We start from the raw sequence: 13,303 nt of genomic DNA, 5'->3' as shown, positions 1-13,303 counted from the left end.
GCCCACGGGAAACGCCATGAGCCAAGAAGAGCACCACACCGAAGATCACGCCGACATCCGCGAGGCCGTGGCAAAACTCTGCGCGCAGTTTCCCGGCGAATACTGGCGCAAGCTCGATCGCGAGATGGCTTACCCCAAGGCCTTCGTCGATGCGCTGACCGAAGCCGGCTATCTCTCGGTGCTGATTCCGGAAGAATATGGCGGCGCGGGCCTGAAGCTCTCCGCTGCGGCCGCGATCCTCGAGGAGATCCAGCGCGCGGGCTGCAACGGCGGCGGCTGCCACGCCCAGATGTACACGATGGGCACTGTGCTGCGGCACGGCAATGACGCGCAGAAGGCGAAGTATCTGCCGAAGGTCGCAACCGGCGAATTGCGTCTGCAAGCCTTCGGCGTCACCGAGCCGACCAGCGGCACGGACACCTCTTCTCTCAAGACGTTCGCCCGCCGCGAGGGCGACCACTACATCGTGAACGGCCAGAAAATCTGGACCAGCCGCGCCGAGCATTCCGACCTGATGATCCTGCTCGCGCGCACCACGCCGAAGGAGAAGGCCAAGAAGCGCACCGATGGGCTTTCCGTGTTCATCGTCGACATGCGCGAGGCCAAGGGGAAGGGTCTCGAGATCCGACCGATCCGCACCATGATGAATCACGCCACCACCGAAGTCTTCTTTACTGACATGAAGGTGCCGGCGGAAAACCTGATCGGCGAGGAAGGCAAGGGCTTTCGCTACATCCTCTCCGGCATGAATGCCGAGCGTATTTTGATCGCTGCCGAATGCGTCGGCGACGCAAAATGGTTCATTGCGAAGGCATCGAATTACGCCAAGGAGCGCGCGGTGTTCGGCCGGCCGATCGGCCAGAACCAGGGCATCCAGTTCCCGATCGCCAAGGCCTATGCCTCGATGCGCGCGGCCGAGCTGATGGTGAAGGAAGCGACGCGGAAATACGAAGCCGGCCTCGATTGCGGCGCGGAGGCCAACATGGCCAAGATGCTGGCAGCGGATGCGTCCTGGGAGGCGGCCAATGCGGCCATCCAGACCCATGGCGGCTTCGGCTTCGCCGAGGAATACGACGTCGAGCGCAAGTTCCGCGAGACCCGGCTCTACCAGGTGGCACCGATCTCGACCAACCTCGTGCTGTCCTTCATCGCCGAGCACGTGCTCGGCATGCCCCGCTCATACTGAGGTCGCATCATGGGAGCACTTGACGGGATCAGGGTGATTGCGGTCGAGCAGGCGGTCGCAGCGCCGTTCTGCTCGTCGCGCCTGGCGGATGCCGGCGCAGAGGTCATCAAGATCGAACGGCCCGAGGGCGATTTCGCTCGCGGCTATGACGCGGCGGCCAAGGGCCAGAGCAGCTATTTCGTCTGGCTCAACCGCGGCAAGCAGTCGGCGGTGGTCGATCTCGCCACCAAGGAGGGTCGCGCCGAACTCGAAAAGCTGATCGCGAGCGCCGACGTGCTGGTTCAGAACCTCAAGCCCGGCTCGATGGACAAGCTCGGCTTTTCCCGCGAGCGGCTTCTGAAGGACTATCCGAAGCTGATCTCCTGCACGATCACCGGCTATGGCGACGAGGGTCCCTACGCGCATCGCAAGGCCTATGACCTGCTGATCCAGGCCGAGAGCGGGCTGGCTTCGATCACGGGCAATCCCGATGGCGCCTCGCGCGTCGGCATGTCCATCGTCGATGTCGCGACCGGCGCGACCGCGCATGCCGCGATCCTGGAGGCGCTGATCGCGCGCGGGCGCACCGGCAAGGGCGCCGACATCCGCATCTCCATGTTCGACGTGATGGCGGACTGGTGCACCGTGCCGCTGCTCAATTCCGAGGCCGGCAATCCACCAAAGCGCATGGGCCTTCGCCATCCCTCCATCGCGCCCTATGGCGTGTTCACGTCGAAGGACGGCAAGGACATCCTGATCTCGATCCAGAGCGAGCGCGAATGGAAGACGCTCTGCGCCGAGGTGCTCGACCAGCCCAATCTGCCGAGCGATGCGCGCGTCGCCAATATGGTCGAGCGCGTGCGCAACCGCGACTTCACCGACAAGACGGTTGCCGATGCCTTCGGCAAGATGACACGCGATGAGCTGCTGAAGCGCCTGTCGGATGCCGACATCGCCTTCGCCGAGGTCAACACCATGGCCGACCTCACCACCCATCCACATCTGCGCCGCATCGAGGTCGACACGCCGAACGGCCCTGTCAGCTATCCCGCGCCGGCGCCGATCATCGTCGGCGAGACGCGCAGCTACGGCGCCGTGCCGGCCATCGGCGAAGGTCCCCAGTCGAAGAAGTAACAAGAGCGAGGCGTCATGACCGAGAAGCTCGACATCGATCATCTGCGGCAATGGATCGGCCGCACCCAGGAAGCCACCGACATCGTCACCGCGCAGCTCGTCAAGGGCCTGCGCGCGACGCTGTTCCAGGAGGTGGGCGAGCCCGCGAAAGGCGACGCAGCGCCGTTCACAGTGCATTGGTGCCTGGCGCAGCCGGTGTTTCCGATGTCGATGCTCGGCCCCGATGGTCACCCGACCCGCGGCGGCTTCCTGCCGCCGGTGCCGCTGCCGCGCCGGATGTGGGCCGGCGGCGAGATCGAGTTTCTGGAGCCCCTGCGCGTCGGCGACGAGTCGACGCGGACCTCGCGCATTGCCGATGTGCAGGTGAAGTCCGGCTCGACCGGCACGCTGTGCTTCGTCTCGGTCGAGCATAGCATCAGCTCACCGCGCGGCGTTGCCATCCGCGAGCGGCAGGACATCGTCTATCGCGAGATGACGAGCGCGCAGGCGGCATCTGCGAAGGCCCCGCCTCCGCCGCCCAAGGCTCAGCACCGCGAGACGCATATATCCGATCCCGTGCTGTTGTTCCGCTATTCCGCGCTGACCTTCAACGGCCACCGCATCCACTACGATCGCGACTACGTCACCAGGGTCGAGGGCTATCCCGGCCTGATCTTCCACGGGCCGTTGCAGGCCGCGCTCATCATCGAGATGGCCGCGAAGCTGCGCGGCGGCATCGCGCCGAAAAAATTCACCTATCGTGGCCTGCAGCCGCTGTTCGAGGGCACGGAGTTCTCCATCAACGCCAACGACAGCGGCGAGAGCATGGAGCTGTGGACCGCGAATGCCGAGGGGCAGCCGACCATGAAGGGCACGGCGGTGTGGTGAGTCACCGTTGCACCCTCGTCGTCCTTGCGAGTACAGCCGCGATGTAGGAACCTAGACCCTCACCCTGAGGCGCGCGCCCTTCGTGCGCGTCTCGAAGGGCGAGGCCGAGAGCCGGGCCTTCATCCTTCGAGACGCGCGTTCCGCGCTTCTCAGGATGAGGAACTAAGAAGGGACGGAAACAATGTCAAAGAATGGCAAGACCGGCAGCAAATCCGTCACCGTCAAGCAGGCGACGCTCGACCTGCTGCGATCCTTCGGCATCAACAGGGTGTTCGGCAATCCCGGCTCGACCGAGCTGCCGTTCCTCAGCGACTGGCCTGATGACATCGAATACGTGCTGGCGCTGCAGGAGGCCTCCGCGGTCGGCATGGCCGACGGCTATGCGCAGGCGACGCGCAATGCCGGCTTCGTCAATCTGCATTCGGCGGCCGGCGTCGGCAACGCGCTCGGCAACATCTACACCGCGCACCGCAACCAGACGCCGCTCGTCATCACCGCGGGCCAGCAGGCCCGATCGATCCTCCCGTTGCAGGCGTTCCTCTATGCCGAGCGCGCCTCGGAATTCCCGCGGCCGTACGTGAAATACAGCGTCGAGCCGGCAAGACCCGAGGACGTGCCGGCCGCGATCGCGCGCGCCTATTACACCGCCATGCAGCCGCCGTGCGGGCCGACCTTCGTATCGATCCCGATCGACGACTGGACGCATGCGACCGCGCCGGTCGAGGCGCGCAAGGTCAGCCGCGAGGTCGGCCCGGAGCCGGAGGCGATGAAGGCGCTGGTGGCGGCGCTCGGTTCAGCCAAGCACCCTGCCCTCGTCGTCGGCCCCGGCGTCGACCGCGCCGGCGTGGTCGACCTGATGGTGCACGTCGCCGAGAAAGCCAGGGCGAGCGTCTGGGTCAGCCCGTTCTCGGCGCGCTGCTCGTTCCCCGAGCGTCATCCGCAATTCGCGGGTTTCCTGCACGCCTCACCGGCGCAACTCTCCGACGCATTGCGCGAGCATGATCTCGTCGTCGTGATCGGCGCGCCTGTCTTCACGTTTCACGTCGAAGGCCATGCATCGATCTTCAACGGTGGCGCGACGATCTTCCAGATCACCGATGATCCGGATGCCGCGGCGGTGACGCCGGTCGGCAGCAGCATCATCGCCACCATGAAGCCGGCGCTCGCGATGTTGCTCGACCTCCTGCCGGAGAGCAGACGCGCGACGCCGAAAGGCCGCACGCTGCCGCCAGCGCCGCAAGCCGCCGATCCACTGCCCGTGGAATATTTGCTGCATTCGCTGTCGCAGGCCATGCCGGATGGCGCCTCACTCGTCGAGGAAGTGCCCTCGCACCGGCCCGCAATGCAAAAATTCCTGCCGATGCGCGGCCAGGATAGCTTTTACACCATGGCGAGCGGCGGCCTCGGCTACTCACTGCCCGCCGCTGTCGGTATGGCGCTCGGCAAGCCGAAGCAGCGCACGGTGTGCCTGATCGGCGACGGCTCGGCGATGTATTCGATCCAGGCGCTGTGGACCGCCGCGCAGCGCAAGCTGCCGCTCACCATCGTCGTCATCAACAATTCCGGCTACGGCGCGATGCGCTCGTTCAGCCAGGTGATGCAGGTGCGCAACGTGCCCGGGCTGGAGCTGCCGGGAATCGACTTCGTCAAGCTCGCCGCAGGCATGGGCTGCGAGGCCGTGCGGGTGACGAAGGCCGCGGAGCTCGGCGATGCGCTGAAGCGCGCCATGGCGTTCGAGGGCACGAGCCTGGTCGAAGTGGTGGTGGATTCGGCGGTGCCGCTGCTCTACGCGCAGAAGCATTAGGGGCGCGACTTTTCTCCACACACTCAGCTGTCATCGCCCGACTTCATCGGGCGATCCAGTATTCCAGCGACGGTGACGTGATACGGAGACGCCGCGGCGTACTGGATGCCCCGGTCCCGGCTCCCGCCAAGGCTACGCCGGGCCACAAGGGTGCTCGGCCGCCGAAGCTTCAGCGAAGGCGGCAAGCCGGGGCATGACAGCGTCAAACGCGGCGTCAGCAGTGCCTACTTCCCAAACTCTTCGCGCATCTTCGCCTGGATCTTGGCCATGCCGCCGATCCAGCGGTCGTAATTCTCGGTCTTCTTGCGCATGTAACCGAGCACCTGCGGGTGCGGCAGGATCAGGAAGGTCTCCTGCTCGATGCCGGCGAGCGCGTCCTTGGCGACCTGCTCGGGCGAGAGATCGCCGTCGCCGGATTGCGGTCCCTTCGGGATCGAGCGCAGCATGTTGGTGTCGACGCCCTGCGGGCACAGGATCGAGACGCGGATGTTGTGCGCCTTGTGCGAGATCGCGAGATTTTCGGCAAAGCCGACCGCGGCATGCTTGGTCGTCGAATAAGCCGGGCTGCCGACCTGCGACAGCAGGCCCGCGGCCGAGATCGTGTTGAGGAAATAACCGCCGCCGCGCGCCTTCATCCGTGGGACGAGATGCCGCGCTGCGTAGACGTGGGCCATGACGTGGATCGCCCAGCTGCGCTGCCACGGCTCGTCCGAAGAGCCGCCGGCATTCACCGACATCGGATCGAAGCCGCCGCCGATGCCGGCATTGGAGCAAAAGAGGTCGATGGGGCCGAACTGCCGCTCGCTCTCCTCGATGACGTGAGCGATGTCCTTTTCCTGGGCGACGTCGCATTTGAAGGCGGCACCGTTCACGGTCGCCGCCACTGCTCTCGCGCCGGCGGCCTCCATATCCGCGACCACCACCTTGGCCGCACCTGCGCGATGAAAGGCTTCACACAGCGCCTTGCCGATGCCATTGGCGCCGCCCGTGACGACCACGATCTTGCCGGTCACCTGCATGCGACGTCTCCTCTTATTCTTATACCGCTTTTGGTCTTGCTCAGCTCAACACGAGGTCGAGCACCGCGGTATAATGGCACGCCGCGCCGGCCAACACAAAGCCGTGCCAGATCGCATTCTGGAAGCGCAGGCGACGCCAGGCGTGAAAGATCACGCCGAGCGAGTAAAGCGCGCCGCCCGCAAGCACGAGGCCCAGCGCCATCGCAGGCAGCGCCGTGACCACGGCGTCGTAGAGCATCAGGCCGCTCCAGCCCATCGCGAGATAGATGCCGATCGAGACGCGGTCGAACTTGCCGGGCCAGCCGAGCTTCAGCACGATGCCGAGGATCGCCACGCACCAGACGCAGACGAGCAGCGCCAGCGCGAACACGCTGTCCTTCAGCTCCAGGATGAACGGCGTATAGGTCGCGGCGATCAAGAGATAGATCGCGGAATGGTCGAAGCGCCGCAGCAGCCATTTGGCCGGCGACACCGGCCAGAGATTATAGGTCGCCGAGAGCACCAGCATCGAGAGCAGGCCGGCGACGTAGATCGAGACACCGACGATGTCGACCGCGCTGGCATAGACCGCCGCGAGCACCACGAGGACGGTGGCGGCAATGATGCCGGAGAGCACGCCGATGGCATGGATGATGCCGTCGGCGATCAGCTCGGCGCGGTCATAGTCCCAGCCGATCGCATCGGCCGCGGCATGGACCGAGTTGGATGCAAGTTGCTTCACTCTGAAGACGGTCATGGCAATCCGGAGGCGACGCTATGGCACTCTTATGTGGGTCTTGCTGGCTCGGCAGAGCGTTCAACCGCTGCTTCGCCGACAAAGGCGGTGGAAGTATGAACTTGATTTTCGTCAGGCAGTTGCCACCTTTGTGACTAATCCATTTTGCGTATTACCCCGCCCGAGCCCCTTCGTTCACATGGCATTCAGCTTTCAGGATATGGTCGAGGAGGCACGCCTATCGGCCCGGGCGCTGATGGACTATGGCGAGCACTTCTTCAACCCCACGGTGCGGCTCGGCGTCACCGGCCTGTCGCGAGCCGGCAAGACCGTGTTCATCACCGCGCTGATCCATGGCCTCACCCGCGGCGGGCGGTTTCCGGTGTTCGAGGCCTACGCGTCGGGCCGGATCGCGCGGGCGCATCTGGCGCCCCAGCCAGACGACGCCGTGCCGCGCTTCGCCTATGAGAACCATCTGCGCGCGTTGCTCGAGGAGCGGCGCTGGCCGAATTCGACCGTCGACATCAGCGAGCTGCGCCTCATCATCGACTACCAGCGCCAGAACGGAGCGGACCGGACCCTGACGCTCGACATCGTCGACTATCCCGGCGAATGGCTGCTCGACCTGCCGCTGCTCCAAAAGAGCTACGAGCAGTGGTCGGCGGAGAGTCTGGCGCTGTCGCGCGAGGCGCCCCGCGCCCATCTTGCCGCCGAATGGCACGCGCATCTTGCGACGCTGAAGCCGGAGGCGCGCGAGGACGAGCAGGCGACGCTTGTCGCTGCAAGGCTCTTCACGGGTTACTTGCGCGCCTGCCGCGACGAGCGCTTTGCCATGAGCCTGCTGCCGCCCGGCCGCTTCCTGATGCCCGGCAGTCTCGCCGATACACCGGCGCTGACCTTTGCGCCGCTCGACGTGCCTGCGGACGGACAGGCGCCGGACGGCTCGCTCTGGGCGATGATGGTCCGCCGCTTTGAAGCCTACAAGGCCGTCGTGGTGCGGCCGTTCTTCCGTGATCATTTCGCCCGGCTCGACCGCCAGATCGTGCTGGCCGATGCGCTCGCCGCATTCAACGCGGGGCCCGAGGCACTGCACGATCTCGAAGCCGCGCTCGCCGGCATTCTCGACTGCTTCCGCATCGGCCGCAGCACGTTCCTCTCCAGCCTGTTCCGGCCGCGCATCGACCGCATCCTGTTCGCGGCCACCAAGGCGGACCATCTGCATCATTCCAGTCACGACCGGCTCGAGGCCGTGCTGCGCCGCGCGGTCACGCGCGCGGTGGCGCGGGCCGAAAACACCGGCGCGGAGATCGACGTGGTGGCGCTCGCCGCCGTGCGCGCCACCCGCGAGGCGCAGGTCGCGCATGGCCGCGACAGGCTGCCGTCGATCCTGGGAACACCGGCGGCGGGTGAAAGTGCCGGCGGCGAGTTCTTCGACGGCAACACGGAAGTGGCGACCTTTCCGGGCGACCTGCCCGCCGATCCCGAAGCGTTGTTCGACGGTACCGATGCCTATCGTGGCCTTTCCACAGGCGAAGCCGAGAAGAGCGATTTCCGCTTCCTGCGCTTCCGCCCGCCAAAACTCGAACGCGAAGGCACGGAAGAGCCGGCGCTGCCTCACATCCGCCTCGACCGTGCCTTGCAGTTCCTGATCGGAGACAAGTTGCTATGAACGACCGATCCCAACAGCGGCGGCCGGCAACGTTCCGGCTGGATGATCCGGGCGTCGTCGTCACCGAGGCCGATGAGACCGGGCGGATCGGTCGCGGGACGATCCAGATCACGCCGGAGCCCGATCCGTCGATGCTGCCTGTGCCGATCGAGCCGGCGCTACCGGCGCGGCGTGGCTTTCCCTGGGGCACGCTGTTCTGGTCAGGCGTCGCCGGCCTGACACTGCTCGGGGTCGGGCTTGGCGTGGTCCATCTGATCGAGGATCTCTTCGCGCGCAGTGAAAGCCTCGGGATCGTCGGCCTTGCCCTCGCTTTCGTTACCACGCTTGCGCTCGCGGTGGTGATCGGGCGCGAGGCATTCGGCCTGGCGCGGCTTGCCACGATCGAGAAGCTGCATCAGCGCGCGGCCGCGGTGCTCACCAGCGATGATCGCGCCGAGAGCCGCGCGATCGTGCAGGACTTGCTCAAGATCGCGCATCAGAACCCGCAGCTCGCACGCGCTCGCACGACGCTGGAGAGCCACGCCGGCGAGATCATCGATGGCGCCGACATGATCCGGCTCGCCGAGCGCGAATTGATGACGCCGCTGGATACGGAGGCACGGCGGCTGGTGTCATCGGCCGCGCAGCGGGTCTCGATCGTGACCGCGGTCTCGCCGCGCGCGCTGATCGACGTGCTGTTCGTGTTCGTGGCCTCGCTCCGCCTGATCCGGCAACTCGCCCGGCTCTATGGCGGCCGGCCCGGCGCACTCGGCATGATCCGCCTCATCCGCCACGTCATCGCCCATCTCGCCATCACCGGCGGCATGGCCGCGAGCGACAGCCTGGTGCAGCAGATGCTCGGCCATGGCATTGCGGCAAAGCTGTCGCAGCGGCTCGGCGAAGGCGTGCTCAACGGCCTGTTGACCGCGCGGCTGGGATTGGCCGCGATCGACGTCACCCGCCCGCTGCCGTTCGCGGCTCTGCCGCAGCCGAAGCTAACCGACCTCGCGACGGATCTGCTGCGGAAGAAAGAGGACGAGGAATAGCCTTCGCCTCTCCCCGCTTGCAGGGAGAGGCCGAAATTCAAGCGCAGCTTGAATTTCGGGTGAGGGGGACTCTCCGCGAATCCATCTGTCACCGTCCCCGCGGAGACTCCCCCTCACCCCAACCCTCTCCCCGCGAGCGGGGAGAGGGAGAAGAGGGCCAGCACACGCCACTGGAACAGCGGCGAGTCCTTCGGCGGCGAGAGCTCCGGGGTCCAGCCGGTGAGCTTTTCCAGCGCGTAGGTATCGATCACGAGGCCGCGCCAGCGCCGTTCGACCTCTGCCAGTGGCTCGCGCCTGGCCGGGATCGAATCCCATACCAGTGAGCGATTGTCGGGCACGCGGCCGACATAGATTCCGGCATGACCGCGAATCTTCTCCATGCCGGGGTCGCGAAAATCCTGGAAGCGGCCGCGCTCGTTGAGCTCAATCACCGGCACGCGGCCCCTGAACAGCCAGCGCATCATGGCGTAGGTGCGGTAGTCCGTGGTCGCGATCCAGGTCGCGCCGGTCTCATCCAGCGCGGTCTGGACCCGTGCCGCAACCTGCTCGTAGCCGGCCTCGGCACCGACCGGATCGATCTTGCCGAGCAGGTTCCAGGGGGCAGCGACGTAGTAGAGGAACACGATCACGACGAATACGATCCCCGAGACGACCGCCGTCTTTGCCCAGAACACGCTAAACCGGACCATCCGGACCGGCCAACATTCGCACGGCAGCATCGCGAGGTTGATCGCGGCGGCGGCAAATCCGACCGGCCACATGAACATCGGCCAGGTGTCACCGACCCGCAGCGTGAACGATTTCACGAGAAAATAAAGGAACGGCACCAGCACCGCGGTGGACAGGAGGATCGCAACCGGCTCGCGCGCGCGATAGCCGCGCCACGCCATCATCGCCAGCCCTGCCAGCACCACCGGCAGCATGACGAAGCCGACAAGCCCGAATTGCAGTCCGATATAATCTCCGACCGTGCGCAAGGAGATCCCGTAATTGGCCGTGGCACGCACGCCCTGGAAGCGGAACGAGGCCCAGTCGTGCCCGGCGTTCCAGATCAGGACCGGCGAGAACACCGCGATTGCGATCACCACGGCAAGGTAAGGATAAGGGCTGCGCAGCCAGCGCCAGCGCCAATCCGGCACCAGGAGAAAAGCCGCGACCGCAGGCGCAAACATGATCGCGGTGAATTTCGACAGCAGCGACAGGCCGGCGAACAGGCCGGCCGCGAGCCACCAGCGGCCGTCGCCGCCGAGCGCGAGCCGCACCAAGGACCACATCATCGCCATCGCGAACGGGATCAGGGCGACGTCGGGCGCGACCTTGGCCATCAAGAGGCCGTAGTAGAGCGCGGCCTCGGGCATCAGCACCGCGAGCGCCATCGCGCGCACGTCATGGGTGACGCGGCGGACTATGTCGATGAGCAGGAGCTGCATCACCAGCATCGCGACGATGCCGCCAAAGCGGACGCCGAGCACGGTGTCGCCGAAGATCGCGGTGCCGAAGCGGATGAACCAAGCGATCATCGGCGGATGGTCAAGGAAGCTGAGCGCGGTTTCCTTCGACCAGGTCCAATAATAGGCCTCGTCGGTGCGCAGCTCGATCGCGGAGGCGTAAACGATGCGCAGCAGCGTCATCGCCGCGATCACGAGCGCGGCCATGACGAGGGAACGACGCGCAGCGCCGTCGGGCTTCAGTGTCATGTCGGCGGTCGTCGTCACGGCCGCGCTTTTCCCCGACTTGGGAGAGCGAGTCAATGTGGGGCATGTTGCCGCGTATTTCTACGTCGTCCCGGACAAGCGCGCCGATCCGGGACAACGGCGGCGGGATTTGCCAGGTATGTGATCTGGGACGTTGCCTCCGCCCGGGAATTTAACTCTCCGCTGGCTGTTCTATTTCATGAACTGATACAACCGAATCATGGCCACCGCTTCCGCACGAATGTCCGAAATGATCCGCGGCACCAGCCTGCGGCAAGTGCGGCTGGTCTGCGGCGTCATCCTTTTCTCGTATGTGATCAGCCATTTCCTCAACCATGCGCTCGGGAACATCTCGGTCGATGCGATGGAGGCCGGGGTCTACTACCATACAGCCTTCTGGCAGTTCCTGCCGGTCGCGATCGTGTTCTACACAGCGGCGCTGACGCATATGGGGCTCGGCGTGTACGCGCTGTACCAGCGCCGGCAGTTCCGCTGGAAGACGATCGAGCCGCTCCAGCTCGTGCTGGGGTTGAGCATCCCCGCCCTCATCATGGCCCATGTTATCGGCGTGCGCCTCGGCCACACGCTGTACGGCCACCAGAAGCTCTATCCCCAGGAGCTCTATCTGTTCTTCGCCGGGTCATCCAACCGGATCTGGCAGATGACCATCCTGCTTGTCATTGCCTGGGTGCATGGCTGCATCGGAATCTGTTTCTGGCTCCGCCTGAAGTCTTTCTTCACGCGCGCCGCGCCCTATCTGCTCGCCGCCGCCGTGCTGATCCCGACACTGGCGCTGCTCGGTATCTACCAGGGCGGCCGCAGCGTCGTCGCCGACAGCGACGACGGCGAATGGCGCACGCATAACCTCACAAGGCGCCAGCTCGGCACCCTCGCGGAAGCCAACACGCTCGACCGTATCACCGGCGGCCTCACCGTCGGCTATCTCGGCCTGCTGGGCGTGGTCCTGCTCGCGCGCGGCGTGCGGGCCTTGCGCGAGCGGCGCGGCGGCATGATCGCGTTGTCCTACGGCAACGGCAAGACGGTGCGCGTCCCCAAGGGCCTCTCCGTGCTGGAAGCAAGCCTGCGCCACAACGTGCCGCATGCCAGCGTTTGCGGCGGCCGCGCCCGCTGCTCGACCTGCCGCATCCGTGTCATCGGCGATCATGGCGCCCTGCCCGAGCCCTCTCAGCGCGAAGCCTTCGTGCTCACCCGCGTCGGCACCACCGATCCCTCGATCCGGCTGGCCTGCCAGTTGCGGCCGACCTGCGACCTCTCCTTCTTCCAGCTCTTCACGCCGCACACGCTGTCGGCGAACGCGCAGGCCTCGACGCCGGCGCGGATCGGCCAGGAACGCTATCTCGTCAGCCTGTTCGTCGACATGCGCGGCTCGACGCAGCTCGCCGAGAAGCGGCTGCCGTTCGACACCGTCTTCATCGTCAACCGTTTCCTCGGCGCGGTGTCGCAGGCGGTGATCGAGAATGGCGGTCAACCAAACCAGTTCGTCGGCGACGGCATGCTGGCGCTGTTCGGGCTCACGACGGATCCGCAGACCGCCTGCCGCCAGGCGCTGAGGGCCGCCGCCGGCATCGCCCTCCATATCGACGAGCTCAACGAGCTGTTGAGCCACGATCTGCGCCAGCCGATCCGCTTCGGCATCGGCATCCACGGCGGCGAGGTCATCATCGGCGATATCGGCTATCGCGATCACACCGTCTTCACCGCGCTCGGCGATGCCGTCAACGTCGCCGCCCGGCTCCAGGACATGACCAAGACGCTGGCCTGCGAGGCGATCGTCTCGGAGGAGGTCCGTCACACCGCCGGCCTGGGCGACGATGCGCTGCCGCAGCGGGAGGTCACGATCCGCGGCCGCGACGAGCCGATGACCGTGCGCGTCGTCGCGGACGTCAGGCAGCTCTCCGCCCTGGTCGACCGCGGTGAGCGCGTCGCGGCGTAACACCGCCTTGTTGCAGCGCAGCGGCATGGCCTGCTGCGAAAGCACGAATTGACTTCGCCGCCAGCGGTGCAACAGATGATCGCGGGCTCGCGGTGATGATCGCGACTCAGCGCAAAAATCTCCGGGGGGAGACACATGATCGACAGACGCAACCTGCTCAAGGGAGCGGGCCTCGCCGCGTTGGCGGCGGGATTCGGCGCCAGCAAAGTGCTCGCCGAGGACACCGTGACCCTGCCTTTCGCCAATGGCGAACGGCC

General features: G+C 66.0%; 11 protein-coding genes. 8 read left to right on the top strand and 3 right to left on the bottom strand.

From position 1 onward, the window contains the following. Positions 1-16: 16 nt before the first annotated feature. The 4 genes from K289_RS0131085 (at position 17) to mdlC (ending at position 4,970) form a co-directional block, all read left to right on the top strand. Positions 17-1,186 carry an acyl-CoA dehydrogenase family protein gene (locus tag K289_RS0131085; RefSeq protein WP_027555052.1) on the top strand — a complete coding sequence of 390 codons (1,170 nt, stop codon included), beginning with the start codon at positions 17-19 and terminating at the stop codon, positions 1,184-1,186. A gap of 9 nt (positions 1,187-1,195) precedes the next feature. Beyond that, complete coding sequence (locus tag K289_RS0131080) at positions 1,196-2,299, top strand: CaiB/BaiF CoA-transferase family protein (RefSeq protein WP_027555051.1); 1,104 nt, start codon at positions 1,196-1,198, stop codon at positions 2,297-2,299. A 15-nt stretch (positions 2,300-2,314) separates the two neighbouring features. Beyond that, entirely contained in the window at positions 2,315-3,166 is an 852-nt protein-coding gene (locus tag K289_RS0131075) for a MaoC family dehydratase N-terminal domain-containing protein (protein ID WP_027555050.1), read from the top strand. A 181-nt stretch (positions 3,167-3,347) separates the two neighbouring features. Next, complete coding sequence (mdlC, locus tag K289_RS0131070) at positions 3,348-4,970, top strand: benzoylformate decarboxylase (RefSeq protein WP_027555049.1); 1,623 nt, start codon at positions 3,348-3,350, stop codon at positions 4,968-4,970. A 224-nt stretch (positions 4,971-5,194) separates the two neighbouring features. On the opposite strand, the gene K289_RS0131065 is transcribed toward mdlC, so the two are convergent. Further along, positions 5,195-5,989 carry an SDR family oxidoreductase gene (locus K289_RS0131065; protein WP_027555048.1) on the bottom strand — a complete coding sequence of 265 codons (795 nt, stop codon included), beginning with the start codon at positions 5,987-5,989 and terminating at the stop codon, positions 5,195-5,197. A gap of 40 nt (positions 5,990-6,029) precedes the next feature. Continuing rightward, positions 6,030-6,725: a hemolysin III family protein gene (locus K289_RS0131060; protein WP_027555047.1), complete on the bottom strand. Its 696-nt coding sequence runs from the start codon at positions 6,723-6,725 to the stop codon at positions 6,030-6,032. 178 nt (positions 6,726-6,903) lie between these two features. On the opposite strand from K289_RS0131060, the gene K289_RS0131055 reads away from it, so the two are divergent. Together K289_RS0131055 and K289_RS0131050 are read left to right on the top strand one after the other, a co-directional pair. Further along, the gene (locus tag K289_RS0131055) at positions 6,904-8,373 is read left to right on the top strand and encodes a YcjX family protein (protein WP_027555046.1); all 1,470 of its coding nucleotides are present in this window, start codon (positions 6,904-6,906) and stop codon (positions 8,371-8,373) included. After that, positions 8,370-9,398: a YcjF family protein gene (locus K289_RS0131050; protein ID WP_027555045.1), complete on the top strand. Its 1,029-nt coding sequence runs from the start codon at positions 8,370-8,372 to the stop codon at positions 9,396-9,398. The genes K289_RS0131055 and K289_RS0131050 overlap by 4 nt, the downstream gene beginning before the upstream one ends. A gap of 113 nt (positions 9,399-9,511) precedes the next feature. On the opposite strand, the gene K289_RS45760 is transcribed toward K289_RS0131050, so the two are convergent. After that, on the bottom strand, positions 9,512-11,095 hold the full coding sequence (locus K289_RS45760; protein WP_084788798.1) for a glycosyltransferase family 39 protein: 1,584 nt from the start codon (positions 11,093-11,095) through the stop codon (positions 9,512-9,514). 217 nt (positions 11,096-11,312) lie between these two features. Here K289_RS45760 and K289_RS0131040 point away from each other — a divergent pair, with 217 nt between their 5' ends. Next, on the top strand, positions 11,313-13,046 hold the full coding sequence (locus K289_RS0131040; RefSeq protein ID WP_027555044.1) for an adenylate/guanylate cyclase domain-containing protein: 1,734 nt from the start codon (positions 11,313-11,315) through the stop codon (positions 13,044-13,046). A gap of 135 nt (positions 13,047-13,181) precedes the next feature. Then, on the top strand, positions 13,182-13,303 hold a 122-nt coding region (locus tag K289_RS49210), incomplete at its 3' end, for a twin-arginine translocation signal domain-containing protein (RefSeq protein WP_156918288.1).

Source organism: Bradyrhizobium sp. Cp5.3, from assembly GCF_000426265.1.
GTDB classification, from domain to species: domain Bacteria; phylum Pseudomonadota; class Alphaproteobacteria; order Rhizobiales; family Xanthobacteraceae; genus Bradyrhizobium; species Bradyrhizobium neotropicale.
This window is presented reverse-complemented; position numbering and strand designations above follow the sequence as displayed.